The organism is Pseudomonas sp. Soil_N_39, from assembly GCF_057655955.1.
The window spans coordinates 222557-248908 of sequence record NZ_JBDGLI010000003.1 but is presented as its reverse complement, the minus strand read 5'-3'; the positions used below and the strand labels follow the sequence as shown (position 1 = coordinate 248908).

The 26352-nt window shown below is 61.1% G+C and carries 24 protein-coding genes and 1 tRNA gene; 14 read left to right on the top strand and 11 right to left on the bottom strand.

Features of this window, described 5'->3' with window-relative positions; genetic code table 11:
* Positions 1 to 99 precede the first annotated feature (99 nt).
* Complete coding sequence (locus AC3A5O_RS05885; RefSeq protein WP_122569366.1) at positions 100 to 714, bottom strand: NAD(P)-dependent oxidoreductase; 615 nt, start codon at positions 712 to 714, stop codon at positions 100 to 102.
* 262 nt (positions 715 to 976) lie between these two features.
* On the bottom strand, positions 977 to 1855 hold the full coding sequence (locus AC3A5O_RS05880; RefSeq protein WP_487752938.1) for an MBL fold metallo-hydrolase: 879 nt from the start codon (positions 1853 to 1855) through the stop codon (positions 977 to 979).
* Positions 1856 to 1969: 114 nt separating this feature from the next.
* On the opposite strand from AC3A5O_RS05880, the gene AC3A5O_RS05875 reads away from it, so the two are divergent.
* From AC3A5O_RS05875 to AC3A5O_RS05840, 8 genes are all read left to right on the top strand, one after another.
* Positions 1970 to 2875: a LysR family transcriptional regulator gene (locus tag AC3A5O_RS05875; protein WP_305468223.1), complete on the top strand. Its 906-nt coding sequence runs from the start codon at positions 1970 to 1972 to the stop codon at positions 2873 to 2875.
* A gap of 211 nt (positions 2876 to 3086) precedes the next feature.
* Positions 3087 to 4595, top strand: coding sequence for a sigma-54-dependent transcriptional regulator (locus AC3A5O_RS05870; RefSeq protein WP_122569370.1), 1509 nt, complete (start codon positions 3087 to 3089; stop codon positions 4593 to 4595).
* A 424-nt stretch (positions 4596 to 5019) separates the two neighbouring features.
* Complete coding sequence (gcvH, locus tag AC3A5O_RS05865; protein ID WP_122569371.1) at positions 5020 to 5403, top strand: glycine cleavage system protein GcvH; 384 nt, start codon at positions 5020 to 5022, stop codon at positions 5401 to 5403.
* Positions 5404 to 5413: 10 nt separating this feature from the next.
* The gene (gene gcvP, locus AC3A5O_RS05860) at positions 5414 to 8263 is read left to right on the top strand and encodes an aminomethyl-transferring glycine dehydrogenase (RefSeq protein ID WP_122569372.1); all 2850 of its coding nucleotides are present in this window, start codon (positions 5414 to 5416) and stop codon (positions 8261 to 8263) included.
* A 236-nt stretch (positions 8264 to 8499) separates the two neighbouring features.
* Positions 8500 to 9876, top strand: coding sequence for an L-serine ammonia-lyase (locus AC3A5O_RS05855; protein ID WP_122569373.1), 1377 nt, complete (start codon positions 8500 to 8502; stop codon positions 9874 to 9876).
* 31 nt (positions 9877 to 9907) lie between these two features.
* A complete protein-coding gene (gene gcvT / locus AC3A5O_RS05850) occupies positions 9908 to 11032 on the top strand; it encodes a glycine cleavage system aminomethyltransferase GcvT (protein WP_460082131.1) in 1125 nt (374 codons plus the stop codon).
* Positions 11033 to 11427: 395 nt separating this feature from the next.
* A complete protein-coding gene (locus AC3A5O_RS05845) occupies positions 11428 to 11640 on the top strand; it encodes a cold-shock protein (protein ID WP_003175786.1) in 213 nt (70 codons plus the stop codon).
* Between the two features lie 94 nt (positions 11641 to 11734).
* Positions 11735 to 12223, top strand: coding sequence for an RDD family protein (locus AC3A5O_RS05840; protein WP_053124591.1), 489 nt, complete (start codon positions 11735 to 11737; stop codon positions 12221 to 12223).
* 186 nt (positions 12224 to 12409) lie between these two features.
* Here AC3A5O_RS05840 and nadA read toward each other — a convergent pair whose 3' ends face one another.
* Entirely contained in the window at positions 12410 to 13468 is a 1059-nt protein-coding gene (nadA, locus tag AC3A5O_RS05835; RefSeq protein WP_122569375.1) for a quinolinate synthase NadA, read from the bottom strand.
* A 437-nt stretch (positions 13469 to 13905) separates the two neighbouring features.
* On the opposite strand from nadA, the gene AC3A5O_RS05830 reads away from it, so the two are divergent.
* The 6 genes from AC3A5O_RS05830 to AC3A5O_RS05805 all read left to right on the top strand — a co-directional run bounded on the left by AC3A5O_RS05830 (position 13906) and on the right by AC3A5O_RS05805 (position 20381).
* The gene (locus AC3A5O_RS05830) at positions 13906 to 15648 is read left to right on the top strand and encodes a copper resistance system multicopper oxidase (protein WP_487752937.1); all 1743 of its coding nucleotides are present in this window, start codon (positions 13906 to 13908) and stop codon (positions 15646 to 15648) included.
* A 10-nt stretch (positions 15649 to 15658) separates the two neighbouring features.
* Positions 15659 to 16552 (top strand): copper resistance protein B, encoded by an 894-nt coding sequence (locus AC3A5O_RS05825; RefSeq protein ID WP_122569377.1) that lies wholly within the window; start codon positions 15659 to 15661, stop codon positions 16550 to 16552.
* Between the two features lie 42 nt (positions 16553 to 16594).
* Complete coding sequence (copC, locus tag AC3A5O_RS05820; protein ID WP_487752936.1) at positions 16595 to 16972, top strand: copper homeostasis periplasmic binding protein CopC; 378 nt, start codon at positions 16595 to 16597, stop codon at positions 16970 to 16972.
* Between the two features lie 4 nt (positions 16973 to 16976).
* Positions 16977 to 17891 carry a copper homeostasis membrane protein CopD gene (copD, locus tag AC3A5O_RS05815; protein WP_487752935.1) on the top strand — a complete coding sequence of 305 codons (915 nt, stop codon included), beginning with the start codon at positions 16977 to 16979 and terminating at the stop codon, positions 17889 to 17891.
* 249 nt (positions 17892 to 18140) lie between these two features.
* On the top strand, positions 18141 to 19328 hold the full coding sequence (locus AC3A5O_RS05810; RefSeq protein ID WP_487752934.1) for a cyanate transporter: 1188 nt from the start codon (positions 18141 to 18143) through the stop codon (positions 19326 to 19328).
* A 117-nt stretch (positions 19329 to 19445) separates the two neighbouring features.
* The gene (locus AC3A5O_RS05805; RefSeq protein WP_305468230.1) at positions 19446 to 20381 is read left to right on the top strand and encodes a LysR family transcriptional regulator; all 936 of its coding nucleotides are present in this window, start codon (positions 19446 to 19448) and stop codon (positions 20379 to 20381) included.
* 94 nt (positions 20382 to 20475) lie between these two features.
* Here AC3A5O_RS05805 and AC3A5O_RS05800 read toward each other — a convergent pair.
* The 8 genes from AC3A5O_RS05800 to tolR all read right to left on the bottom strand — a co-directional run bounded on the left by AC3A5O_RS05800 (position 20476) and on the right by tolR (position 26339).
* Positions 20476 to 20551: transfer RNA gene (locus tag AC3A5O_RS05800), tRNA-Lys, on the bottom strand.
* Between the two features lie 63 nt (positions 20552 to 20614).
* Positions 20615 to 21289 carry a 7-cyano-7-deazaguanine synthase QueC gene (queC, locus tag AC3A5O_RS05795; RefSeq protein ID WP_163006903.1) on the bottom strand — a complete coding sequence of 225 codons (675 nt, stop codon included), beginning with the start codon at positions 21287 to 21289 and terminating at the stop codon, positions 20615 to 20617.
* A 19-nt stretch (positions 21290 to 21308) separates the two neighbouring features.
* Positions 21309 to 21956: a 7-carboxy-7-deazaguanine synthase QueE gene (queE, locus tag AC3A5O_RS05790; RefSeq protein ID WP_122569383.1), complete on the bottom strand. Its 648-nt coding sequence runs from the start codon at positions 21954 to 21956 to the stop codon at positions 21309 to 21311.
* Positions 21957 to 22122: 166 nt separating this feature from the next.
* Entirely contained in the window at positions 22123 to 22953 is an 831-nt protein-coding gene (gene ybgF / locus AC3A5O_RS05785) for a tol-pal system protein YbgF (protein ID WP_305468234.1), read from the bottom strand.
* A 6-nt stretch (positions 22954 to 22959) separates the two neighbouring features.
* Entirely contained in the window at positions 22960 to 23457 is a 498-nt protein-coding gene (pal, locus tag AC3A5O_RS05780; RefSeq protein ID WP_003205029.1) for a peptidoglycan-associated lipoprotein Pal, read from the bottom strand.
* 52 nt (positions 23458 to 23509) lie between these two features.
* The gene (gene tolB / locus AC3A5O_RS05775) at positions 23510 to 24811 is read right to left on the bottom strand and encodes a Tol-Pal system beta propeller repeat protein TolB (RefSeq protein WP_063324614.1); all 1302 of its coding nucleotides are present in this window, start codon (positions 24809 to 24811) and stop codon (positions 23510 to 23512) included.
* Positions 24808 to 25887, bottom strand: coding sequence for a cell envelope integrity protein TolA (gene tolA / locus AC3A5O_RS05770; protein ID WP_487752933.1), 1080 nt, complete (start codon positions 25885 to 25887; stop codon positions 24808 to 24810). The genes tolB and tolA overlap by 4 nt, the downstream gene beginning before the upstream one ends.
* A complete protein-coding gene (gene tolR / locus AC3A5O_RS05765) occupies positions 25887 to 26339 on the bottom strand; it encodes a protein TolR (protein WP_161798348.1) in 453 nt (150 codons plus the stop codon). The genes tolA and tolR overlap by 1 nt, the downstream gene beginning before the upstream one ends.
* Positions 26340 to 26352: the final 13 nt, after the last annotated feature.

The window sequence follows — 26352 nt, the reverse complement described above, 5'->3', positions numbered from 1 at the left end:
GATCTTTTGATCTTTCACTAGGGAGACTCAAGTGTCCTGGGAAAGATCGCAGCCTCGCGCTGCTCGACAGCTCCTACACAGCGCCTACACACCTGTGGCTCAATAGCCGACGGTAAACCGCGCCCGCGAAAACTGCGGCGTTTCCACCTCATCGATCATCGCAATGGCGTAGTCGGCGAAGCTGATCCAGCTGCGCCCGGTGTCATCGAACAGCAGGTGGTCCTTGCCAACACGGAATTGCCCGGTGCGCTCGGTTTCGACGAACTCCGCCGAAGGCGAGAGGAAGGTCCAGTCCAGGTCCTGTTCCTTGCGCAGCACATCCAGGAACAATGCACCGGCACTGGCTTCGGCCAAGTACTCCTCCGGAAAGCCGTCGCTGTCGATCACCCGGCTGTTATCCGGCAGCAGCAACGAACCGGCCCCGCCGACCACCAGCAAGCGCTTGACCCCGGCGGCTTTCACCGGTGCGATGACCTTGTCGGCCGGCACGCTGGCAAAGTGCGCGGCACTGATCACCACGTCATGCCCGTCGATGGCGGCGATCAACGCCTCGCTGTCCAATACGTCCAGTTGCTTGCTGACCACCCCGGCCCTTTCGCCGATTTTCGCGGTATTGCGGGCAATGGCCGTCACGCTGTGACCACGGCGCAGGGCCTCTTCCAACAGTTGGCTACCCGCACGCCCGGTGGCGCCGATGATTGCGATTTTGCTCATGGTGTTCTCCAGTGATTACACAAAGATGCTATTGAAGCGGTTGCTTGAATATTTCCAAGTGACAGAACCTTCGTGGCTTGAAATGAAGCCCTTGTGGCGAGGGAGCTTGCTCCCGCTCGGCTGCGCAGCAGTCGCAAAAATGCTCATGCGGTGTGCCAGGTAGAACTCATTGGCTGGTATTGGGGCCGCTGCGCAGCCCAGCGGGAGCAAGCTCCCTCGCCACAAAAGCTCATCAGCCCAGCCTCATCGCTGCTTCAATACCTCACCACTTCATCTCGCTCTTCGCCACCTTGGCACTGAGCTCCAGGGAGCTGTCTTCACCCAGGTCCGGATAGCGTAGTTTCATGGCGCGGATCAGCGCGGCGGAATCCTTGGCCTTGGCGGTTTCTTCGTCGAAAGCCTTGATGTAACCGGCGGTGAAGCGCACCGGGGCCAGGGAACGGGCGCTGTCACCCAGGTAGTGACCCGGGATCACCGTGCTCGGTTGCAGTTTTTCAATGTTGGCGAGAGTCGCCAGCCAATCCTTGTGGGACTGCGGCGTCTGGGTATCGGCCATCCACACATGAATGTTCTCAGCCACCACCACACCGCCAACCACCGCCTTGATCGATGGAATCCACACGAAACTGCGGTCCGGTTGCGGGCCATCGAGGCCCACGACCTGCAAGCGCTGGCCTTCCAGGGTCAGGCTGTCGCCCTTGAGCACTTGGGGCACGATGGCTTTGGTCGGTGCGTCGGTCTTCAGGATCGGCCCCCAATATTTCAGCTTGCCGTCCATGGTGTGCTTGATGTGTTCGACGGTCGGCGCGGACGCCAGCACCTTGGCCTCAGGGAACGCGGCGGTGAGGGTCTCCAGACCAAAATAGTAGTCAGGATCGCCATGGCTGATGTAGATCGTGGTCAATCGCTTGCCACTGGCGCGGATTTTCTCCACCACCTGGGCGGCCTGGGATTTGCCGAACTGGGCGTCCACCAAAATCGCCTCTTTTTCACCGCTGACCAACACCGACGTCACCGGGAAAACCGCCGCCGCGCCAGGGTTGTAGACGTCGAGCGTCAAGTCAGCGGCCCAGCTCTGGGCAGTGAAGGCCAGGGCGGCGGTTGCCAGCAGTAGGCGCTTGAGTGGGATAAAGCCGGTCATGGTGTGCTCCGTTGTCCAAAAACCCGTCAGGGGAATGAGACTGAGCTTAGTTGCCTGACTCGTTACAAAAAATGCGATGCTGGGACATAGTTTGTTTCTGAAAGCGGGCAAATCATGGATCGTCTACAAGCAATGCGGGTCTTCGTCACAGTGGTCGACCTGGGCAGCCAGTCGGCGGCGGCCGAGCATCTGGACCTGTCGCGGCCGGTGGTGTCGCGCTATCTGGCGGAGCTGGAAGATTGGGTCGGGGCCCGGCTGATGCACCGCACCACCCGCAAACTGAGCCTGACGGCCGCAGGCTCCGAGATCCTGCCGCGCTGCCGGCAGATGCTGGAGCTGTCCGGCGATATGCAAGCCGCCGTCAGCACCCCGGACGACGCACCACGGGGCATGCTGCGCATCAGTGCCAGCACCTCGTTCGGCCAGGCCCAACTGGCGAACGCCATGGCCGACTACGTCAAGCGCTACCCCGGGGTGAGCGTCGACCTGCAGATGCTCGACCGCACCGTGAACCTGGTGGACGAACGCATCGACCTGGCGATCCGCATGAGCAACGATCTGGACCCGAACCTGATCGCCCGCCGCCTCACGGTCTGCCGCTCGGTGATCTGCGCCTCGCCGCGGTATCTGCATGAACACTCGACACCGCTGCGCGTGGAAGACCTGAGCCGGCACAACTGCCTGACCCACTCTTACGTCGGCAAGAGCCTGTGGCATTTCGAGCAGGACGGCGAGCAGGTCTCGGTGCCGGTACAAGGCAATATCAGCGCCAACGAAGCCAGCACCTTGCTTCAGGCCACGATAGCCGGCGCAGGCGTGGCGATGCTGCCCAGCTACCAGGCCGGCGCCCACATCAAGAACGGCGAACTGATCCGCCTGCTGCCCCATGCCGAACCGCGCCGAATGAACATGTACGCGGTATATGCCTCACGCAAGCACATGCCCTCGGCGTTGCGCAGCCTGCTGGATTTTCTGGTGCTGAAGTTTCCCGAGATACCAGAGTGGGATGTTGGATTGTAGCTGCCACTTGTGAACGCCTTTGTGGGAGCGAGCTTGCTCGCGATAGCAGAGTGTCAGCCACCCTTTTAATGACTGATACACCGCTATCGCGAGCAAGCTCGCTCCCACAGGGGGATCACCGTCGTTCTCAAGTACTGCGCCAGGATTTCACCAACAGCCCGCCCCAAGGCATACTGGCCACCCTCCGCATCCCAGAACCCAAAACCGCCCCATGCGTATCCACGTCAGTTTCATCGACCGCGTCGGCATCACCCAGGAAGTCCTGGCCTTGCTCGGTGGGCGCAATCTCAACCTGGATGCGGTGGAGATGGTGCCACCCAACGTCTACATCGACGCCCCGACCCTCAGCCCGCAAGTGCTTGACGAGCTGCGCGAAGCACTGTTCAGCGTGCAAGGGGTGCAGGCGGTCACCGTGGTGGACATCCTGCCGGGCCAGCGTCGGCACTTGCAGCTCGATGCCTTGCTCGCCGCCATGACAGACCCGGTGCTGGCCCTGGACAGCGTGGGCAAGGTGTTGCTGGCCAACCCGGCGCTGATCGCCCTGTACGGTCGTGAACCGGCCGGGGAAAGCGTGGCCGAGCTGTTCAGTGACGAGGCATTGCTCGGCGCCCTGCTGGAGAACGGCTTCCGCCTGCCGCTGCGGGAGGTCACCCTCAATGGCCAGACCTTGCTACTGGACGCCACGCCCATCACCGACGCCGGCGCGCTGCTGACGCTCTATCAGCCCAATCGCATCGGTGAACGACTGTCGGCTCTGCACCATGACCACGCCGAAGGTTTTGACGCGCTGCTGGGTGAATCCCCGGCGATCCGCACCCTCAAGGCCCGGGCCCAGCGGGTCGCGGCCCTGGATGCACCGCTGCTGATCCAAGGCGAAACCGGCACCGGCAAGGAACTGGTGGCCCGGGCCTGCCACGCCATCAGCGCCCGTCACAGCGCGCCGTTCCTGGCCCTGAACTGCGCCGCGCTGCCGGAGAACCTGGCGGAAAGCGAGCTGTTCGGCTACGCCCCCGGCGCCTTCACCGGGGCGCAACGGGGCGGCAAGCCTGGGCTGATGGAGTTGGCGAACCAGGGCACGGTCTTTCTCGATGAAATCGGCGAGATGTCGCCGTATCTGCAAGCCAAGCTGCTGCGTTTCTTGAACGATGGCAGCTTCCGCCGGGTGGGCGGCGACCGGGAAATCAAGGTCAACGTGCGGATCCTCAGCGCCACCCACCGCAACCTGGAGAAAATGGTCAGCGAGGGCTCGTTCCGCGAAGACCTGTTCTATCGCCTGAACGTGCTCAATGTCGAAGTCCCGCCACTGCGTGAACGCGGCCAGGACATCCTGCTGCTGGCGCGTTACTTCATGCAGCAAGCCTGCGCGCAAATCCAGCGCCCGGTCTGTCGCCTGGCCCCTGGTACTTATCCAGCGCTGCTGGGCAACCGCTGGCCGGGCAACGTGCGGCAATTGCAGAACGTGATCTTCCGCGCCGCCGCCATCTGCGAAAGCAGCCTGGTGGACATCGGCGACCTGGACATCGCCGGCACCTCCGTGGCGCGCCAGGGCGATGTGGAAGTCGAAAGCCTGGAACAGGCCGTGGAAAGCTTTGAGAAGCACCTGCTCGAAAGCCTTTACGCCAACTACCCGTCCACCCGCCAGTTGGCCAGCCGCCTGCAAACCTCCCACACCGCGATTGCCCATCGGTTGCGCAAGTACGGGATTTCCGGGAAGCCATAGTTCTTCGCTCCTCCACATTCCCCTTTGGGAGCGAGCTTGCTCGCGATGGCGATCTCCCAGCCAGCCTCTGCGTTGACGACCCACCGCTATCGCGAGCAAGCTCGCTCCCACAAAGGCTATGCAGCGCATCCAAAACCGACCTCCACCTGTACTGAAAGCGCTACAGTGGAACGATATCGCTACAGTCTGCGCTAACCTGCACTGTGCAAGGCTTTGATCCCACAACAATTTTTTCCAGGCGTCCAGCTGTAGCGATTTCGCTACAGCCAAGCCTATCCAAACCTAGGCCAAACCACTCAAATCATTGATATATAAGCCATTAATAACATTGGCCGCATTCTTGCTATGGGTATAGCCATTCGGCCGGGCCAAGCCCCGCGCCTTTCTTCGCGTCCACCAGACGAATCTGGCCCCAGGAGTTTCCATGAGCGAGTTGCGTTTCACTGAAGATCACGAATGGCTGCGCACCGAAGCCGACGGCAGCGTCACCGTAGGCATTACCGCTTTCGCGCAGAACGCGTTGGGCGACGTGGTTTTTGTGCAACTGCCTGAATTGCAGGCCTATGACAAAGGCGCCGAAGCCTCCACCGTGGAGTCGGTCAAGGCCGCCAGCGGTGTGTACATGCCCCTGGACGGAGAAGTGCTCGAAGTGAACGAAAAACTCGACGCAAGTCCAGAACTGGTCAACGAAGATCCGATGGGCGAAGGCTGGTTCTTCCGCTTTAAACCGACCGACGCCGACGCAGTGGCTAAGCTGTTGGATCAAGACGCCTACGATCGCCTGATCAAAGCCAACGCCGAAGCCTGAGGAGCGCACCATGACCGTTAATCTCGGCACCGCCAACGAATTCATCGCTCGCCACATTGGCCCGCGTGCAAGCGACGAGCAAGCCATGCTCGAGCGCCTGGGCTTCGACTCCCTGGAAGCCCTGAGCGCCAGCGTCATTCCGGAAAGCATCAAGGGCACCAGCGTGCTGGATATGGGCGACGGCCAGAGCGAAGCCGACGCACTGGCCTCGATCAAAGCCATCGCCGGCAAAAACCAGCTGTTCAAGACCTACATCGGCCAGGGCTACTACAACTGCCATACACCGGCACCGATCCTGCGCAACCTGCTGGAAAACCCGGCCTGGTACACCGCCTACACGCCGTATCAGCCAGAAATTTCCCAGGGCCGTCTCGAAGCGCTGTTGAACTTCCAGACCCTGATCAGCGACCTCACCGGCCTGCCGATCGCCAACGCCTCTTTGCTCGACGAAGCCACCGCCGCCGCCGAAGCCATGACCTTCTGCAAGCGCCTGAGCAAGAACAAGGGCAGCAACGCCTTCTTCGCCTCCGTGCACAGCCACCCGCAAACCCTCGACGTATTGCGCACCCGTGCCGAGCCCCTGGGCATCGACGTGGTGGTGGGCGATGAGCGCGAACTGAGCGACGTTAGCGGTTTCTTCGGCGCACTGCTGCAATACCCGGCCAGTAACGGCGACCTGTTCGACTACCGCGAACTGACCGAACGCTTCCACACCGCCAACGCCCTGGTGGCCGTTGCAGCGGACCTGCTGGCCCTGACCTTGCTGACCCCGCCGGGTGAGTTCGGCGCCGACGTCGCCATCGGCAGCGCCCAGCGCTTCGGCGTGCCACTGGGCTTCGGTGGCCCGCACGCGGCCTATTTCTCCACCAAGGACGCTTTCAAGCGCGACATGCCAGGCCGTCTGGTCGGCGTTTCCGTAGACCGTTTCGGCAAGCCGGCCCTGCGCCTGGCGATGCAGACCCGCGAGCAACACATCCGCCGCGAGAAAGCCACGAGCAACATCTGCACCGCCCAGGTGCTGCTGGCCAACATCGCCAGCATGTACGCCGTGTACCACGGTCCCAAGGGCCTGGTGCAAATTGCCAATCGCATCCATCACCTGACCGCGATCCTCGCCAAGGGCCTCGGCGCGCTGGGCCTGAGCATCGAGCAAGACAGTTTCTTCGACACCCTGACCCTGCACACCGGCGCGCAAACCGCCGCCCTGCACGACATGGCTCGCGCCCAACGCATCAACCTGCGGGTGGTGGACGCTGAACGCCTGGGCCTGTCCCTGGACGAAACCACCAGCCAAGCTGACATCGAAGCGCTGTGGAGCTTGTTGGCCGACGGCAAGGCCCTGCCAGACTTCGCGACGCTGGCCGCCAGCGTGCAAAGCCGCATCCCGGCCGAACTGGTGCGCCAATCGGCGATCCTCAGCCACCCGGTGTTCAACCGCTATCATTCCGAAACCGAGCTGATGCGTTACCTGCGCAAGCTCGCCGACAAGGACCTGGCTCTGGATCGCACCATGATCCCGCTGGGTTCCTGCACCATGAAACTCAACGCCGCCAGCGAGATGATCCCGGTGACCTGGGCCGAGTTCGGTGCCCTGCACCCGTTCGCCCCCGCCGAGCAAAGCGCCGGCTACCAGCAACTGACCGACGAGCTGGAAGCCATGCTCTGCGCCGCCACCGGCTATGACGCGGTGTCGCTGCAACCCAACGCCGGCTCCCAGGGCGAATACGCCGGCCTGCTGGCGATCCGTGCGTATCACCAGAGCCGTGGCGAAGACCGTCGCGACATCTGCCTGATCCCGTCCTCGGCCCACGGCACCAACCCGGCCACCGCCAACATGGCCGGCATGCGCGTGGTCGTGACCGCCTGCGATGCCCGTGGCAACGTCGACATCGAAGACCTGCGGGCCAAGGCCATCGAGCACCGCGAACACCTCGCCGCATTGATGATCACCTACCCGTCCACCCACGGCGTGTTCGAAGAAGGCATCCGCGAAATCTGCGGCATCATTCATGACAACGGCGGCCAGGTGTACATCGACGGCGCCAACATGAACGCCATGGTCGGCCTCTGCGCCCCGGGCAAGTTCGGCGGCGACGTGTCGCACCTGAACCTGCACAAGACTTTCTGCATCCCTCACGGCGGTGGCGGCCCGGGCGTCGGCCCGATTGGCGTCAAGTCGCACCTGGCACCGTTCCTGCCGGGCCATGCCAACATGGAACGCAAGGAAGGCGCGGTGTGCGCGGCGCCGTTCGGCAGCGCGAGCATCCTGCCGATCACCTGGATGTACATCCGCATGATGGGCGGCGCCGGCCTCAAGCGCGCCTCGCAGTTGGCGATCCTCAACGCCAACTACATCGCCCGTCGCCTGGAAGAACACTACCCAGTGCTCTACTCCGGCAGCAACGGCCTGGTGGCCCACGAATGCATCCTCGACCTGCGTCCGCTCAAGGACAGCAGTGGCATCAGCGTCGATGACGTGGCCAAGCGCCTGATCGACTTCGGTTTCCATGCCCCGACCATGTCGTTCCCGGTGGCCGGCACGTTGATGATCGAGCCGACGGAAAGCGAATCCAAGGAAGAGCTGGACCGCTTCTGCGACGCCATGATCTGCATCCGCGAAGAAATCCGCGCGGTGGAAAACGGCAGCCTGGACAAAGACGACAACCCGCTGAAAAACGCCCCGCACACTGCGGCGGAGCTGGTCGGCGAGTGGACTCACCCGTACAGCCGCGAACAGGCGGTGTACCCACTGGCATCGTTAATCGATGGCAAGTACTGGCCGCCGGTGGGCCGGGTCGACAACGTGTTCGGCGACCGCAACCTGGTCTGCGCCTGCCCGTCGATCGAAAGCTACGCTTGACCTGTGGAGGGGGCGGGTTTGCCCGCCCTCTCAACAACACCGCAAACCTTGTGGAAGATCACTGCCTCAAGGAAACCACCCGCCCCTGTGGGAGCGAGCTTGCTCGCGATAGCGGTGTGACAGCTGACAGAGATGTTGACTGACACTCCGCTATCGCGAGCAAGCTCGCTCCCACAAGGGGAATGTGCCAAGCCTTTCAACCGTCGATCCTCATAAAAAGAAACCGGAGAAACACCATGTCGTTAAGCGTGTTCGACCTGTTCAAGATCGGTATCGGTCCTTCCAGCTCCCATACCGTCGGCCCGATGCGTGCCGCTGCCCGTTTCGCCGAGGGGCTGCGCCGTGACGATCTGCTTGAAAACACTGCCAGCGTCAAAGTCGAGCTCTACGGCTCGCTCGGCGCCACCGGCAAGGGCCACGGCAGTGACAAGGCCGTTCTGCTGGGCCTGGAAGGCGAGCACCCCGACACCGTGGACACCGAAACCGTCGACACTCGCCTGCAAGCGATCCGCAGCAGCGGTCGCCTCAACTTGCTCGGCGAACACGCCATCGAATTCAATGAAAAGCTGCACTTGGCCATGATCCGCAAGCCGCTGGCCTTTCACCCCAACGGCATGATCTTCCGCGCCTTCGATGCCGCCGGGCTGCAAGTGCGCAGCCGCGAGTACTACTCGGTCGGTGGCGGCTTTGTCGTGGACGAAGACGCCGCCGGCGCCGATCGCATCGTCGAAGACGCCACGCCCCTGACCTTCCCGTTCAAAAGCGCCAAGGACCTGCTGGGCCATTGCAGCACCTATGGCCTGTCCATCAGCCAGGTGATGCTGACCAACGAAAGCGCCTGGCGCCCCGAAGCCGAGACCCGCGCCGGGCTGCTGAAAATCTGGCAAGTGATGCAGGATTGCGTGGCGGCCGGCTGCCGTAACGAAGGGATTCTGCCGGGCGGGCTAAAGGTCAAGCGCCGGGCCGCGGCATTGCACCGCCAGTTGTGCAAGAACCCGGAAGCCGCACTGCGCGACCCGCTGTCGGTGCTGGACTGGGTCAACCTGTATGCCTTGGCCGTCAACGAAGAAAACGCCTATGGCGGGCGCGTTGTCACCGCCCCTACCAACGGGGCCGCGGGCATCGTCCCGGCCGTGCTGCATTACTACATGCGCTTTATCCCCGGCGCCAGCGAGGATGGCGTGGTGCGCTTTCTGCTGACCGCCGCCGCCATCGGCATCCTGTACAAGGAAAACGCCTCCATCTCCGGTGCCGAAGTCGGTTGCCAGGGTGAAGTGGGCGTGGCCTGCTCCATGGCCGCCGGTGCCTTGTGCGAAGTGCTCGGCGGCAGCGTGCAGCAAGTGGAAAACGCCGCCGAAATCGGCATGGAACACAACCTCGGCCTGACCTGCGACCCGATTGGCGGCCTGGTGCAAGTGCCGTGCATCGAACGCAACGCCATGGGCTCAGTGAAAGCCATCAACGCGGTGCGCATGGCCATGCGCGGCGATGGGCATCACTTCGTCTCCCTCGACAAAGTCATCCGCACCATGCGCCAGACCGGCGCCGACATGAAAAGCAAATACAAAGAGACCGCCCGCGGCGGTCTGGCGGTCAACATCATCGAATGCTGACGCGCGTCATTTTCATTTTCCAGGAGTTGATATGTCCACCGAACAACTGTTGAAAACCCCGCTGCACGCCCTGCACCTCGAACTCGGCGCCCGCATGGTGCCATTCGCCGGCTACGACATGCCGGTGCAGTACCCACTGGGCGTGATGAAGGAACACCAGCACACCCGCGATCAGGCCGGGTTGTTCGACGTGTCCCACATGGGCCAGATCCGCCTGACCGGCGCAGGCGCTGCCAAGGCGCTGGAAACCCTGGTGCCGGTGGACATCATCGACCTGCCGGTGGGCATGCAGCGCTACGCCATGTTCACCAACGACAACGGCGGCATCCTTGATGACCTGATGGTCGCCAACCTGGGCAATGACGAACTGTTCCTGGTGGTCAACGCCGCCTGCAAGGATCAGGACTTGGCTCACCTGCGGGCCCACATTGGCGCGCAGTGCAGCATCGAGCCGCTGTTCGAAGCCCGTGCCCTGCTCGCCCTGCAAGGCCCGGCCGCCGTCACCGTGCTCGCCCGCCTGGCGCCGGACGTGGCGAAGATGACCTTCATGCAGTTCCAGCGCGTCACGCTGTTGGGCGTGGACTGCTTTGTCAGCCGTTCGGGCTACACCGGTGAAGACGGTTTCGAAATCTCCGTACCCGCCGCCGACGCGGAAAAACTCGCCCGCGCCTTGCTGGCCGAGCCGGAAGTCGCGGCCATCGGCCTTGGCGCCCGTGACTCCCTGCGCCTGGAAGCCGGCCTGTGCCTGTATGGCCACGACATGAACACCGAGACGACACCGATCGAAGCCAGCCTGTTGTGGGCCATTTCCAAAGTGCGCCGTGGCGATGGCGCTCGCGCCGGTGGTTTCCCCGGGGCTGAAACCGTGTTCGCCCAACAACAGGGCGGCGTGAAGCGCAAACGTGTCGGCCTGCTGCCCCAGGAACGCACACCGGTGCGTGAAGGCGCGGAGATCGTCAACGAAGCGGGCGAGATGATCGGCTCTGTGTGCAGCGGCGGTTTCGGCCCGACCTTGGGCGCTCCCCTGGCGATGGGTTACCTGGACAGCGCCTATGTGGCACTGGATACGCCAGTCTGGGCCATTGTGCGTGGGAAAAAGGTGCCTTTGCTTGTAAGCAAAATGCCATTCGTTCCACAGCGCTACTACCGTGGTTGATTGACTGTTTCTATAAGTAACGCGGTTGCGTTATACGTGCACTAATGTGTCACGCAACCGCCATAAAAAGGTGCATATTTTTATGCATTCAACCGACCTTATAACGATCGTAAACAATTGAACTAGCCTATCGAATAAGCGCCGCTCCGCAACTTGCGTAAATGCTGGCAAGCTGAGCAAATACGGGGCCTGCCGGGGGGTTGTTTTTTTATTCGAAGTTGGCGTAGAGTTTGCTCACTGTGTTTGCATGGGTCGCTTGGAATCGTGACCTGGGCAGTAGCTTATGAAGTTCGCTACATCCCGTTCGACGTCTCTTACTTTCCTGCAACCCAGCCCCAGTACTCTTTCATGCGAAAGAGGCTGTCATCAATTTTAGCGTCAAAGGAAATAAGAAAATGTCTCAACGTCAGAGCGGTACCGTCAAGTGGTTCAACGACGAAAAGGGTTTTGGTTTTATCACGCCTGAAAGCGGTCCGGACCTGTTCGTGCATTTCCGCGCCATCCAGGGCAACGGCTTCAAGAGCCTGAAAGAAGGCCAGAAAGTCACTTTCGTTGCTGTGCAAGGCCAGAAAGGCATGCAGGCTGACGAGGTTCAAGCCGAAGCCTAAGGCTTTCGCACACTAAAAAGCCCCTGATTGATATCAGGGGCTTTTTTATGGGCGTAAATCCGTAAAATGGCTTCTTTTTTCAGCCGAGGCCGTCATGCCGAAACACCTGCTCACTCCCCAAGGCGACTTTCCTCCCGCCGGCCTGGGCCGTCGCCTGGCAGCGATGTTTTATGACTTCTTGCTGTGCACGGCGCTGCTGATCGTCACCAGCGGAGCCTACAAGATGATCCAGATGGCGATCATCGGCGAAGAAAAAATGCGCGCCCTGACCGAAGCCGGTGCGCTGGACGGCGATCCGCTGCTGTCCACCGTGCTGCTGTTCGTACTGTTCGGCTTCTTCGCCAAGTTCTGGACCCACAACGGCCAGACCCTGGGCATGCAGGTGTGGTGCATCCGCGTACAGAACGCCGATGGCACGGCCATCAGCCTGTGGCAGGCGCTGTTGCGGTTCGTGGTGTCGATTGCGTCACTGCTGCTGGTGGGGCTGGGCTTCATCTGGGCGCTGTTCGACAAGCGCCAGCGCAGCTGGCATGACATCTACTCGGATACGCAGTTGGTGCGGATTCCCAAGAAGACCAAGTGACACCACCTAATCAGAAAGGTGAATACATTTGTGGCGAGGGGATTTATCCCCGCTGGGCTGCGCAGCAGCCCTAAAACCTGACACCACGGAGTGTCAGAATGAACAAATGGGGCCGCTTCGCAGCCCAACGGGGATAAATCCCCTCGCCACAAGAAAGCCTCGCAAGTCTCGAAATCCTCTTCAGCCTCAGGCATTCCCCGCCAATTTCATCCGCGCCGCCTGGGTGAAGTCCAACATGCGCTTGAGCGGGCGAATCGCCTGGGGGATCAGCGCCGGGTCGACGAAGATCTCGTTGGCGCCTTCCTGCAAGCTCTTGAGCGTGCGCTCCAAGGTGTTCATGGCCATCCATGGGCAGTGCGCGCAACTGCGGCACGCCGCGCCGTTACCGGCGGTAGGGGCTTCGATGAAGACCTTGTCCGGGCACAGCTGCTGCATCTTGTAGAAAATGCCCCGGTCGGTGGCGACGATCAGCGTCTTGTTCGGCAGGCTCTGGGCCGCGGCGATCAACTGGCTGGTGGAGCCCACCGCGTCGGCCAGTTCAATCACCGACGTCGGCGACTCCGGGTGCACCAGGATCGCGGCGTCCGGGTACAGCGCCTTCATGTCTTCCAACTGCTTGGACTTGAACTCTTCGTGGACGATGCAGGCTCCGTCCCAGAGCAGCATGTCAGCGCCGGTCTTGCGCTGGATGTACGTGCCCAGGTGCTTGTCCGGCCCCCAGATGATCGTCTCGCCGTTGTCCATCAGGCTCTCGACGATTTCCAGCGCGCAACTGGACGTCACCACCCAGTCAGCCCGGGCCTTGACCGCGGCCGAGGTGTTGGCATAGACCACCACGGTGCGCTCCGGATGCTGGTCGCAGAATGCCGAGAACTCGTCCACCGGGCAGCCCAGGTCCAGGGAGCAGGTGGCTTCCAGGGTGGGCATCAACACGCGTTTTTCGGGGTTGAGGATCTTGGCGGTCTCGCCCATGAACTTGACCCCAGCCACCACCACGGTCTTGGCTGGGTGGGCATTGCCGAAGCGGGCCATTTCCAGGGAGTCGGACACGCAACCACCGGTTTCTTCGGCCAGGGCCTGGATGATCGGGTCGCAGTAGAAGTGCGCGACCAGCACCGCGTCCTGAGCCTTGAGCTCGGCGGCGATGGCGGCGCGGTACCAGGCCTCTTGCTCGGCGGTCAGCGGCTTGGGCTGCTTGGCGTCGAGGTGGGCTTGGACCAGAAGGCGTTCTGAAATTTGCGTCATGTTCGCAAGACCTGCAAGCGCGTTTAGCGCGAAAGTCGAGTATACACCCGGCTCCGGACCACTCGGGTACCGCCGGGAAAGTGGGTATCAATCAGGCACGGGACAGCGTGAAGCCGGCAAGGCTACAGAATATCCCGCCGATGCAAAAGATCATTCTGACCTGTGCCCGACTTGCCTGTTACAGGCAGTCGAGCCGAACACAAAACCTGTGGTGACCGATTATCTGTGGGAGCAAGGCTTGCCCGCGATGAACGCGATGGGATTTCTCAGAAATCGAGGCGCCTGTTTCGCGAGCAAGCTTTGCTCCCACAGGTAATCCACTCGCCACAAGCTGACTGAAATGTAATCACCCGCCCCGCCGGCTTATGTCATCTTCTTTTCAACGCGACACCGGGGAACCGGTGTTCGCTGCGAATCGACGGACGGACTTTCACCCCATGCAAACAAAAACTTCCCGGCGAACCTTCGTAAAGGGCCTGACTGCCGGCGGCATCCTCGGTGGCCTGGGCTTGTGGCGCGCGCCCGTCTGGGCTGTCACCGGCCCGGGCCAGCCCAACGTACTGAGCGGCACCGAGTTCGACCTGTTCATCGGCGAAAGCCCGGTCAATTTCACCGGCAGCCCCCGCACCGCCCAGACCATCAACGGCGGTATCCCCGGCCCGTTGCTGCGCTGGCGTGAAGGCGACACCGTGACCCTGCGGGTGCGCAATCGCTTGCAGGACAGCACCTCCATCCACTGGCACGGCATCCTGCTGCCGGCCAACATGGACGGCGTTCCAGGGCTGAGCTTCAAGGGCATCGAGCCCGGCGGCCTGTACGTGTATCAGTTCAAGGTCCGGCAGAACGGCACCTACTGGTACCACAGCCATTCCGGTTTCCAGGAACAATCCGGGGTCTACGGCCCGCTGGTGATTGACGCCAAGGAACCCGAGCCCTTCCAGTACGAACGGGACTACGTGGTGATGCTCACCGACTGGACAGATGAAGATCCCGGCGCCGTCCTGCGCAAGCTCAAGAAACAGTCGGACTACTACAACGACAACAAACGCACCGTCGGCGACTTCATCGACGACGTGGGCAAGAACGGCTGGGCCAGCACCGTGGCCGATCGCAAGATGTGGGCCGAGATGAAGATGAACCCCACCGACCTGGCCGACGTCAGTGGTGCCACCTACACCTACCTCATGAACGGCCAGGCGCCGGACATGAACTGGACGGGCCTGTTCAAGCCTGGCGAACGCCTTCGTCTGCGCTTTATCAATGGCTCGTCCATGAGCTATTTCGACGTGCGCATTCCCGGCTTGAAGATGACGGTGGTGGCGTCCGACGGCCAATACGTCAAGCCAGTGAGCGTCGATGAGCTGCGGATCGCCGTGGCCGAAACCTATGACGTCATCGTCGAACCGACCCAAGAGGCCTACACCCTGTTCGCCCAGTCCATGGACCGCACCGGGTACGCCCGCGGCACTCTCGCGACCAGGGCCGGGTTGTCGGCACCGGTACCGCCCCTGGACCCGCGGCCCTTGGTGACCATGGACGACATGGGCATGGGTGGCATGGATCATGGCTCGATGCAAGGCATGAATCACAGCCAGATGCAGGGCATGGGCGACATGGCCGGGATGGATCACAGTGCCATGCAAGAGATGGACGGCATGCTGTCGCACCCCGACACCGAGAAAGACAACCCCCTGGTGGACATGCAGGCCATGAGCGTCAAGCCCAAGCTCGACGACCCGGGTATGGGGCTGCGCGACAACGGCCGCAAAGTGCTCACCTATTCCGACCTGCGCAGCACCTTTCCCGACCCCGACGGCCGCGAGCCCGGTCGCACGATCGAACTGCACCTGACCGGGCACATGGAGAAATTCGTCTGGTCGTTCAACGGCGTGAAATTTTCCGACGCCGCACCGCTGCTGCTCAAGTACGGCGAGCGACTGCGCATCGTGCTGATCAACGACACCATGATGACCCACCCCATCCACCTGCACGGCATGTGGAGCGACCTGGAGGATGAGAACGGCCAGTTCATGGTGCGCAAGCACACGATCGATGTGCCACCGGGCGCCAAGCGCAGCTACCGAGTCACCGCCGATGCCCTCGGGCGCTGGGCGTATCACTGCCATCTGCTGTATCACATGGAGATGGGCATGTTCCGTGAAGTTCGGGTGCAGGAATGAGGAAGCGACCATGACCCGTATCGTGAAATACCCCTTGGCTATTTTTGCCTTTGGCAGCAGCCTCTCGGCCTGGGCCGCGAGCAATGACATGCCCGGCATGGATCACAGCCAGATGCCGGGAATGGACCACAGCCAGATGCAAGGCATGGACTCGATGCAAGGCATGGAGCCCATGCAGACGGCCCCTGCCACCAGCCGCACGCCGATCCCGGCACTGACCGCCGCCGACCGCGCCGCCGTCTACGAGGATCACGGCGGACACGCGGTGCATGACAGTGCCATCCACTCGTTTTTCCTCATCGACCAGTTGGAATGGCAAGACGCCGATGATGGCAGCGCCCTGAGCTGGGATGCCTCCGGCTGGATCGGTGGCGACATCGACCGGTTGTGGCTGCGCTCCGAAGGTGAACGCCTCAACGGCAAGACCGAAGAAGCCGAGTTGCAGGCCCTGTGGGGCCACGCCGTCAGCCCCTGGTGGGATGTGGTGGTCGGCGTGCGCCAGGACTTCAAGCCAGGCGATCCGCAAACCTGGGCCGCCTTCGGCGTACAAGGCATGGCGCTGTACAACTTCGAAGCCGAGGCCACCGCGTTCATCGGCGAGGGTGGCCAGAGCGCGGCGCGCCTGGAGGGCGACTACGACATCTTGCTGACCAACCGCCTGATCCTGCAGCCCACCGCCGAAGCCAACTTCTATGGCAAGAACGATCCCGCCCGTGGCGTCGGCTCGGGGTTGTCGGACACCGAGCTCGGCGTGCGGCTGCGCTATGAAATACGCCGCGAATTCGCACCCTACATTGGCGTCACCTGGAATCGGGTCTACGGCAACACCGCCGACTACGCCCGGGAAGAAGACGAAGACCGCAGCGAAGCGCGCCTGGTGCTGGGCGTACGCATGTGGTTCTGACCTGTTCACTAAAACTAAAAACCGAGCTGTAGGAGTCCTTGCATGTCATTCATCAAAACCGCCGTCGCCTTGTCCGCCGGCCTGTTGCTCAGTGGCCTGGCCCAGGCCCATCCGAAACTGCTGACCTCCACCCCCGCCGATGGCACCGAAGGGGCGGCGCCGGCCAAGATCGAGCTGCATTTTTCCGAAAACCTGATGACCCAGTTTTCCGGCGCCAAGCTGATGATGACCGCGATGCCGGGCATGGCGGCGCATTCGCCAATGCCCATGCCAGCCAAGGTGTCCGGCAGCGACGATCCGAAAACCATGCTCATCACGCCGAGCGCCCCTCTCACCGCCGGCACCTATCAGGTCCAATGGCGCGCAGTGTCGTCCGACACTCACCCGATCACCGGCAACGTCACGTTCAAGGTGAAGTGAGTTGATGAGCGACTCGATCAACATCGCACTACGCTTCACCCTGTACCTGGATTTGATGTTGCTGTTCGGCCTGGCTGCGTTTGGCCTTTATGGCCTGCGAGGCCAGGAGCGGATGTCGGGAGCGCAGTTGCCTTTCACGCCGCTGCTGCTGATCTCGGCGGTGCTGGGCGGGTTGCTCTCCCTGGCGGCCATGGCGTGCATGGCCTGGGCCATGAGCGGTGTTTCGGCGTGGGCCGAACTGTGGCCACACATTGAAATGATGGTGATGGAGACCGAGGTCGGCGTGAGTTGGACGCTGCGCATGGCGGCGCTGCTGCTGGCCGGTGTCGCCGTGACGCTCAATCAGCGTTGGCCGACCGCCAGCCTCGTCCTGGTCGCGCTGGGCGGGGCGGTGGCTTTGGCAACCCTGGCCTGGGCAGGCCACGGCGCGATGGACGAAGGCGCCCGCCGTAACTGGCACTTCTTCACTGACTTCCTGCACCTGTGGGCGGCGGGTGGCTGGGTCGGTGCCTTGGCCGCATTTGCCCTGCTGCTTCGCCAGGCCGAACCTGCGTTGGCGGTGCTGGCCCGGACATTGACCGGGTTCGAAACCGCCGGGGCGCTGATCGTGGTGGTCATCAGCGTGACAGGGGTGGTCAATTATCTGTTCATCGTTGGCCCCAGTGTCACAGGGCTGCTGGACAGCACCTACGGTCAGTTGCTGGCGCTCAAACTCATCTTGTTCGCGGCCATGCTGGTGTTCGCCGCGCTGAACCGTTTTCATCTGACGCCACTTCTGGCTCAGGCCCGACAGACCGGCGAGCACAAGGTCGCGGTGAAAGCCCTGCGGCGCAGCATGGTGCTGGAATTCTCTGTGGCGGTGGTCATCCTGGGGTTGGTGGCTTGGCTGGGGACGTTGAGCCCGGGGATGGGCGCTTAGGAGGCGGCCAGAGGAACTCCAACCACACAAAAAACCTGTGGGAGCGAGCTTGCTCGCGATGAGGTCATGACTTCCAACATTAATATTGCCTGTTATGCCCCCATCGCGAGCAAGCTCGCTCCCACAGGGTCTGCGTTGTGACCATAATCTGTGTGCTATTTAGTTTTTCAATATACAACGCCAGTTTTCAGTTTGCCCCATCGCAGCTCCCCAGCCTAAATGATGCATTGTTTTAGCCAAGGCTCTGTTATGGAAAACGTTCGAACATCAAGCACTCACGCCGTCTGGCTGATGGTCAGCATCGTGTTGGTGGCGCTGAACCTGCGGCCCTCGATGGCCGCAGTCGGTCCGTTGCTGTCGGCCATTCGCGGCGAGGTCCCCCTGAGCTTCAGCACCGCCTCACTGCTGACCATGTTGCCGGTCATGGCCATGGGCCTGGCGATGTTCCTGGGCATGCGCATCGCCCTGCGCATCGGTGAGCACCGCACCATCGTTCTGTCGTTGTTGATCATCGGTATCGCCACGGCCTCACGCTTGTACCTGGACAGCGCCGCCGAGTTGATCATCAGCGCGGTGTTGGCCGGGCTCGGCATCGCGCTGATCCAGGCAGTGATGCCGGCGCTGATCAAGTCGCGCTATGCCGACAACGTCTCGCTGTTCATGGGGCTGTATGTCACGTCGATCATGGGCGGGGCGGCGCTTGCCGCATCGTTTTCGCCTTTTGTCCTGGCGCAAACCGGCAGTTGGCGCATCGGTCTGGCGATCTGGGCACTGTTGGCGTTGGTCGCCCTCGGTTGCTGGTACGCCCAGCGCGCAGCCGTGACGCCACTGCCCGAAGCCCAGATCCGGCAGCAAGCGTCATTCTTCAGCAATTCCCGGGCTTGGCTGCTGGCGATTTTCTTCGGCCTGGGCACCGCCTCCTACACCTGTGTACTGGCCTGGCTGGCCCCGTACTACGTGGAAAAAGGCTGGAGCGAACAACACGCGGGCCTGCTGCTGGGGTTCCTCACGGCCATGGAAGTGCTGTCCGGCCTCGTCACCCCGGCGATTGCCAACCGCAGCCAGGATAAACGCCTGGTCCTCGCGGTGTTACTGGCATTGATCATGGCTGGCTTCTGCGGCCTGATCCTCAGCCCGGAACGCTTCAGCCTGTTGTGGCCCTGCCTGTTGGGACTGGGCATCGGCGGCCTGTTCCCGATGAGTTTGATCGTCTCCCTCGACCACTTGGACAACCCGCGACGGGCCGGTGGCCTGACGGCCTTCGTGCAAGGCATCGGCTACCTGATCGCAGGGCTCTCGCCCTTGATTGCCGGGATGATTCGCGATCAGTTGGGCAGCTTCGAATGGGCGTGGTGGTCGCTCACCGCCGTCATGGCGCTGATGATCCTGATGGTCCTGCGTTTCGATCCCAAGCAATACACGCGACATATTGACTAGGCAGCGCTTGTCGCGAGCCCAGCACCCTGTTTGAAGGATAAAAACCCCAGGCTCATGTATAAATGGAGACTTTCGTCAGGACAAAGAGAGACGCAGGGATGACGCCGAGAATAGCCGATGCTGGTCAGTAACCTGCTCAGAAAGCTGGACATGCAGGACCTGATGGTATTTGTGGCAGTGTACGAACAGGGCAGCGTCACCCAGGTCTCCGAGGCCTTATGCGTCAGCCAGTCAACCGTGAGCTACTGCCTGAAGAAACTGCGCACCAGTTTCGAAGACGATCTGTTTATCAATACCCGCTCCGGCATGAGCCCCACTCATAAAGCCACCGCCATGTACGGCCAGATACTGGGGGCCCTCGAGGCAATCAATAAATGCCATTCCGGTTTCCAGACATTCGATCCGAATCAGGAAGAAATCACGTTCAACCTCTGTGCGCCAGAATACTTCGAACTGCTGATCCTGCCCAAATTGCTCAAACGCTTCATCGGCAAGCGCTTTGCGGTGGTCATCAACACGACGAAATTTAATCGGGATATTCCAGCTGATGCACTGCGGGATGATCGCTTCGATCTTGTCGTCTGTTTCGGGCCGCACTTCCATGGCGATGTCAAAGGTCTGCGATCACAGGTGTTGCTCGAAGACGAGTTGGTGTGCGTCCTCGATAAAAGTTTCCCAGCGCCGCAAGGAGACTTCAGCGTGGAAGCGTTTGCCGCCCGCCAGCACGTATTTCCAACACCGTGGACGTCTGACACCAACATGATCGATGGCTGGCTCGCTCGACAAGGTTATAGCCGCAAGATAGTCGCAAGAGCCAACAGCTACGTAGCAGCGTTGAACCTGATCGCTGGAACCGACTTTATCCTGACATTGCCCCGGCGCATCCAGGCATTGATTTGCGATCAAGAACGATTCGGCGAACGCCAGCCACCAACGGGTTTACCGAACTTTACCCTGGACATGATGTGGAGCGAGAAAGCGAGCCAGGACAGCGCAAACATCTGGCTTCGCGAGCAGATCATGAAAGTATGCGCCGAGGAGGGCCTGCTCTGAGGGTCACTTCGGTTGGTGGACTTTTTCACGGACAAAAAAAAATCCGGAAATCCTCACTTTCGTGGGCCTTCCAGACTTTTAAAACAGCTAAAAATGGTGGGTCGTGTGGGATTCGAACCTACGACCAATTGGTTAAAAGCCAACTGCTCTACCAACTGAGCTAACGACCCGCTGTGTGGTGGCGCGTATAATACTGATTTCTAAGGACTATTCAACACTTAATTTGAAATAAATCAAAAATAACGGGTTGGATCGCTCACACCCGCCGCCGCGAAGCCTTCTGCACGCAGGCGGCAGCTGTCACATTTGCCGCAAGCGCGGCCCTGATCGTCGGCCTGATAGCAGGAAACGGTGAGCCCGTAGTCCACGCCAAGCTTCACGCCCGCCTTGACGATGTCGGCCTTGCTGAGATTCTGCAACGGCGCCTGGATGCGGAAACCCTGCCCTTCGACGCCGGCCTTGGTCGCCAGGTTGGCCATGCGCTCGAACGCTTCGACGAACTCCGGGCGGCAGTCCGGGTAGCCGGAATAATCCACGGCATTGACGCCAATGAAAATGTCACGGGCGCCCAGCACTTCGGCCCAGCCCAATGCCAGGGACAGGAACACCGTGTTACGCGCCGGCACATAAGTCACCGGGATACCCTCGCTAGGCGCCTCGGGCACGTCGATGGAACTGTCGGTCAGGGCCGAGCCGCCGATACCGTTGAGGTTCAGGCCGATCACTTTGTGCTCCACCGCGCCCAGGTCCCGGGCAACCCGCTCAGCGGCGTGCAGCTCTGCGCGGTGGCGCTGGCCATAGTCGAAACTCATGGTGTAGCAGCGGTAGCCTTCGGCACGGGCCATGGCCACGACCGTGGCCGAATCCAGGCCACCTGACAACAGGATGACCGCACGTTTTTCAGCCATGTTCGAATGTTCAGTCATCTCAGCGCCCCGGCTCGTCGTTCCAAAGATATTTATGCAGCTGCAATTGCAGGCGCACCGGCAAGTTATCCGCCACCACCCAATCCGCCAGTTCCCGGGCGCTCAAATCGTGATGACTCGGCGACAACAACACTTCGCCAGCCCGCTGGTCGAGCCCGTACTGGATCAACTTGGACACAGCCCAGTCGTAATCCTCTCGCGAACAGATCACGAACTTGACCTGATCGTTGAGCGTCAGCAGTTCGATATTCTCATAGCGGTTGCGGTGCGCTTCCTTGGAGCCTGGGGTTTTCAGGTCCACGACGCGGCTGACACGCGGGTCGACGGCCGAGATATCCAGGGCGCCGCTGGTTTCCAACGACACCTCGTAACCGGCATCACACAACTGCTTGAGCAAAGGGATCGCGTTGGGTTGCGCCAAGGGCTCGCCGCCCGTGACACAGACATAACGCGGACGATAACTGGCCACTTGCTCCAGGATATCGTCGAGGGTACGCACGGTGCCGCCGCTGAAGGCGTAGGCGCTGTCGCAGTACTGGCAACGCAACGGACAACCGGTGAGGCGCACGAATACCGTGGGCAGCCCAGCCGTTCGCGTTTCACCCTGCAACGAGTAAAAAACTTCGGTGATTCTCAATGTGTCTTGCATAGTCGCCACGGGCGTAACAGCTAAACAGGCTGTCCGCCTCCGTCAGGCACTTCGAGGAACCCCGCCAACGCGCAGATCCCAAAAAGCGTGTTTCATAAAAAGGGCGTGAATTCTAACGAAAAAACCCGCGACAGGCGCGGGTTTCTTCAAAACAGCTCAAGCCGGCTTACATGCGTTGCAGATCACGCTGGGCCAGTTGGGCGGCGGATGTGCCCGGGTATTGGGCCACCACCTGCTGCAAAATGCCTTTGACCTTGTCGGTATGACCGAGGCGGCGCTCTACGTCAGCCAGCTTGTACAGCGAATCCGGCACTTTGGCGTGCTTGGGATACAGTTGCGACACCTTGGCGAACGCCTGGCCGGCGCCTTGCAGGTCGCCCTTGGCCAGGTTCACTTCGCCCAGCCAGTATTGGGCATTACCTGCGTACTGGCTGTTTGGGTATTTGCGCAGGAAAGCGGCGAAGGCCTGGCTGGCCTTGTCGAAATCCTTGGCCTTGATCAGATCGAAGGCAGCATCGTAATAGAGCTTTTCCTTCGCCGGATCAGCCGGCTCGCCACCGGCGGCCGGTGCTGGAGCAGTAGCCCCAGCGCCTGCGGCTGCACCGGGGGCATTCAAGTCGCCACCGGCAGGAGAATTCTCAGGAGTCGCGGCAGGTGCAACACCGGTTCCTATGCGCCGATCAAGATCCTGGTATCGCTCCAGGTTTTCCTGCTTCATGCGCGAAATATCATTTTGCAGAACTTCAATCACGCCTTGCTGGCGCGACAGCTGATCCTGCATTTGTTGGAGCTGGTTGAACAGCTCGCCCTGTGCCGAGACAGGGGCCGAAACCCCTCCCCCGGCATAGGCGCCGTTCGTACCGTAACCTGCAGGCGGATAACTACTCCCGCTATTGTTATAGCCGGCATCGTTATCGACCACAGGAACCGCAGCCCACGCCGCAAGCGGCGCAAGGCTGAGAGCCAGAACAGTTACAGCACGACGGCACGTTCGCATGACGAATTACTTACGCAGTTCGACGCGACGGTTTTGAGCCCAGGACTGCTCGTCGTTGCCGGTAGCAACTGGACGCTCTTCGCCGTAGGAAACCAGTTCCAGCTGAGCTGGGGAAACACCTTGCAGTACCAGGTAGCGTTGAACGGCTTTCGCACGACGCTCGCCCAGTGCCATGTTGTACTCACGAGTACCACGTTCGTCGGTGTTGCCTTCCAGAACAACGCGAGCGCCGTTCGACTTCAGGTCTTTGGCGTGAACGTCCAGAGCGCGCATGGCTTCTGGCTTCAGGTCCGAGCTGTCGTATTCGAAGTAGAAGGTGGTGATTGCGCGCAGAGCAGCTTCTTCGCTCAGGGAGCCGTCAACTGCACCAGTGTTAGCGCCGTAACCAGCGTTTGGATCAACAGCGCCTTCACCGGCATTGTCGCCGCCTTTGGACGAGCAACCTACAGCTACAGCCATGGCCAGAGCCAGCGCAGCAAATTTACCAAACTTCAGCATTTCCATCGTGAAACTCCTAATGAACCCCAGTGTGTTAAGTAAAACGTATTGCGCCGCGTCAGTTCAGGTAAGGGGACCAGGACGGTTCTCTGACTTCGCCTTGTGCGGTAGGAAGCGGGAGCCTCACGCGTCCATTAATGGACACGAGCATCAAGACTCCCCGGCCCTGCTGGCGGGTGGCGTAGATTACCATGGTGCCGTTGGGCGCAACAGTGGGTGACTCGTCCAGAGTGCTATCAGTGAGGATTTTTACGCTACCGCGCTGCAAATCCTGGGCCGCCACCTTGAAATTGGTGAAACCGTCCTGGCGATGGATCATCACCAGAGTCTTTTCGTCCGCCGACAATTTAGGGTTGGCGTTGTAGTTACCGACGAAGGTCACGCGTTCGGCACCGCCACCACCGGCACTGGTCTTGTAGATCTGTGGCTTGCCGCCGCGGTCGGAGGTGAAGTAGATGGTCGAGCCATCCTTGCCCCAGAACGGCTCGGTGTTGATGCCCGGACCGTTGGTCACACGGGAGATCGAACGCGAGGCCAGGTTCATCACGTAGATGTCCGGGTTGCCGTCCTTGGACAGCACGAACGCCAGGCGCGAACCATCCGGTGACCAGGCTGGCGCGCCGTTCAGGCCTTCGAAGTTGGTGATTTGCTCACGACGACCGGTGTCGATGTGCTGCACGAAAATACGCGGACGCTTCTGCTCGAACGAGACATAGGCGATGCGCTTGCCATCGGGGGCGAAGCGCGGCGACAGGATCGGCTCGCGCGATTGCAGCAAGGTCACCGCCCGCGCGCCGTCATAGTCGGAACGCTGCAGGGTGTAGCGGGTATTGTTTTCGGAGAAACGCTCGGCCGTCACGTAGAGCATGCGGGTGGAGAACGCGCCCTTGATGCCGGTGAGTTTCTCGAACGACTGGTCGGCGATGTAGTGCGCCATGTCGCGCAACTGATCGACGCTGCCCGACACGCTGCCGGTCAGCACTTGCTGCTCGGTGGCGACGTTGAACAGGGCGTACTGCACCTGCAGGCGACCGCCGGCCGGAACGATGCTGCCGACCATGATGTACTGGGCGCCCAGGGCCTTCCAGTCACGGTAGATGACTTCGCTGGCCTGGGTTGGCAGGCTGATCATGTTCTGCTTCGGAATCGGCGCGTAGTAACCCGAGTTGCGCAGGTCGTTGCCGATGATTTCCGCCATGTCGTCCGGCAGGACGTTACCGCCCTGCCAGCCGAACGGTACGACGGCGATCGGGGTGGCCCGGTCGCTGCCGCTGGTGACCAGGATGTTCTTTTCCTCTGCTACCGCTATCCCTGCCAGGCAGCAGATAACGACCAGCATTGATCGAAGAAGGTTTCTCACAAGGCTAGATCCTCAGGTGTGAATGTCATCTTGAATGAACGATAGGGAGCAAAGTCGCTCGGTTTCATTCCTTGCATTTCCGTCAAACGCCCAATGTTCTTGACCGCAGCGACCGCCGAAGCGTCGAACGGACCGTCACCACTGGACTTGGCGACGCTGACCGAGGTAACCGTACCATCGGGCAACATGCCGATTTGCAATACTACCGTCATGCCTTTGCGCGCCGAAGGTGGACGAGCCCAGCCTTCTGCCGCTCGGGCGCGAATCAGATCATCGTAGCTGCCGGCGACTTCATCGCCCTGCTCATCGGCCAAGGCCTGCTGGCGCTCCGGCGTGTCGGAAAGCAAATCTGCCAAGGCCTGGGCCTTTTTGTCTTCGGCGGATTTACGCGCTGCGTCCTGGGCCTTTTTCTTGGCGGCGTCGGCGGCGGCTTTCTTCTTCGCGTCTTCGGCGACTTTCTTTTTCGCCTCGTCAGCTTCAGCTTTCTTCTTGGCGTCTTCGGCCGCTTTTTTCTTCGCGTCCTCGACGATCTTTTTCTTCGCTTCTTCAGCGGCCGCTTTCTTGGCCTCTTCTTCAGCGGCTTTCTTGGCTTCTTCTTCGGCTTTCTTCTTGGCTATATCAGCCAATTGTTTCTCTTCTGCCTTTTTGGCCTCGGCGGTTTTCTTCGCGTCGTCGGCTTTCTTGGCTTCGTCAGCCTTTTTCGCCTCGTCCGCTTTCTTCGCCTCATCGGCCTTCTTGGCTTCCTCGGCTTTTTGAGCCGCTTCCTCTTTCTTTTGTTCCGCAGCCTTTATCGCTTCCTGCTCGACCTTCTTCTGCTCCATCTGCTCGACTTCGGTCTGGCGCGCGGCGGATTTCTTCGCCTCACCGGCAAGCTTCTGGTTGGTCTGGGTGGTGGCCTGGCTTTTCGATTTGAGCTGGTACAACGTCGCCTGCACGATCGGCTTGGCCGGTGGCAGCTCCGGGGTCATGGCAAAACTGACGAACAGCATGCCGAACACCAGCACATGCAGGCCGATGGCCAGGACACTGGGCCAGAAATAGCTTTCCGAGGCGGACGGCTCTCGCTGTTGCTGCATCAGGGGGCCTCGGTGATCAAGCCAACATTACCGACCCCGGCTTTCTGCAGGCCGCCCATGGCGCCCATCACGGCACCGTAGTCGACAGTCTTGTCGCCACGAATGAACACCTGGGTGCGCTTGCCGGCGTCGTTGCCGACACGAATGATCTTGGTCACCGCATCGGTCATCTGCGGCAAGGTCATGGCCCGGTCCTGCTGCTTCTCGGTGTCCACTTCACTGCCAAGGTTCCAGTAGTAGGTCTTGTCAGCCTTGATCGAAATGGTCAGTACCTGGGTGTTGTTGTCCTGCGGCAAGGCTTCGCTGGAAACCTTGGGCAGATCGACCTTCACGCCCTGATTAAGCATGGGCGCAGTCACCATGAAGATGACCAGCAGCACCAACATCACGTCGATGTAGGGCACCACGTTCATCTCGGCAACCGGCTTGCGCTTTTTTCGGGCTCGAGCGATTAAAGCCATTGGG

Bases quoted from the DNA above. Each gene is read 5' to 3' on its own strand.
- AC3A5O_RS05885 (WP_122569366.1), bottom strand. From the start codon at position 714: ATGAGCAAAATCGCAATCATCGGCGCCACCGGGCGTGCGGGTAGCCAA.
- AC3A5O_RS05880 (WP_487752938.1), bottom strand. From the start codon at position 1,855: ATGACCGGCTTTATCCCACTCAAGCGCCTACTGCTGGCAACCGCCGCC.
- AC3A5O_RS05875 (WP_305468223.1), top strand. From the start codon at position 1,970: ATGGATCGTCTACAAGCAATGCGGGTCTTCGTCACAGTGGTCGACCTG.
- AC3A5O_RS05870 (WP_122569370.1), top strand. From the start codon at position 3,087: ATGCGTATCCACGTCAGTTTCATCGACCGCGTCGGCATCACCCAGGAA.
- gcvH (WP_122569371.1), top strand. From the start codon at position 5,020: ATGAGCGAGTTGCGTTTCACTGAAGATCACGAATGGCTGCGCACCGAA.
- gcvP (WP_122569372.1), top strand. From the start codon at position 5,414: ATGACCGTTAATCTCGGCACCGCCAACGAATTCATCGCTCGCCACATT.
- AC3A5O_RS05855 (WP_122569373.1), top strand. From the start codon at position 8,500: ATGTCGTTAAGCGTGTTCGACCTGTTCAAGATCGGTATCGGTCCTTCC.
- gcvT (WP_460082131.1), top strand. From the start codon at position 9,908: ATGTCCACCGAACAACTGTTGAAAACCCCGCTGCACGCCCTGCACCTC.
- AC3A5O_RS05845 (WP_003175786.1), top strand. From the start codon at position 11,428: ATGTCTCAACGTCAGAGCGGTACCGTCAAGTGGTTCAACGACGAAAAG.
- AC3A5O_RS05840 (WP_053124591.1), top strand. From the start codon at position 11,735: ATGCCGAAACACCTGCTCACTCCCCAAGGCGACTTTCCTCCCGCCGGC.
- nadA (WP_122569375.1), bottom strand. From the start codon at position 13,468: ATGACGCAAATTTCAGAACGCCTTCTGGTCCAAGCCCACCTCGACGCC.
- AC3A5O_RS05830 (WP_487752937.1), top strand. From the start codon at position 13,906: ATGCAAACAAAAACTTCCCGGCGAACCTTCGTAAAGGGCCTGACTGCC.
- AC3A5O_RS05825 (WP_122569377.1), top strand. From the start codon at position 15,659: ATGACCCGTATCGTGAAATACCCCTTGGCTATTTTTGCCTTTGGCAGC.
- copC (WP_487752936.1), top strand. From the start codon at position 16,595: ATGTCATTCATCAAAACCGCCGTCGCCTTGTCCGCCGGCCTGTTGCTC.
- copD (WP_487752935.1), top strand. From the start codon at position 16,977: ATGAGCGACTCGATCAACATCGCACTACGCTTCACCCTGTACCTGGAT.
- AC3A5O_RS05810 (WP_487752934.1), top strand. From the start codon at position 18,141: ATGGAAAACGTTCGAACATCAAGCACTCACGCCGTCTGGCTGATGGTC.
- AC3A5O_RS05805 (WP_305468230.1), top strand. From the start codon at position 19,446: ATGCTGGTCAGTAACCTGCTCAGAAAGCTGGACATGCAGGACCTGATG.
- queC (WP_163006903.1), bottom strand. From the start codon at position 21,289: ATGGCTGAAAAACGTGCGGTCATCCTGTTGTCAGGTGGCCTGGATTCG.
- queE (WP_122569383.1), bottom strand. From the start codon at position 21,956: ATGCAAGACACATTGAGAATCACCGAAGTTTTTTACTCGTTGCAGGGT.
- ybgF (WP_305468234.1), bottom strand. From the start codon at position 22,953: ATGCGAACGTGCCGTCGTGCTGTAACTGTTCTGGCTCTCAGCCTTGCG.
- pal (WP_003205029.1), bottom strand. From the start codon at position 23,457: ATGGAAATGCTGAAGTTTGGTAAATTTGCTGCGCTGGCTCTGGCCATG.
- tolA (WP_487752933.1), bottom strand. From the start codon at position 25,887: ATGCAGCAACAGCGAGAGCCGTCCGCCTCGGAAAGCTATTTCTGGCCC.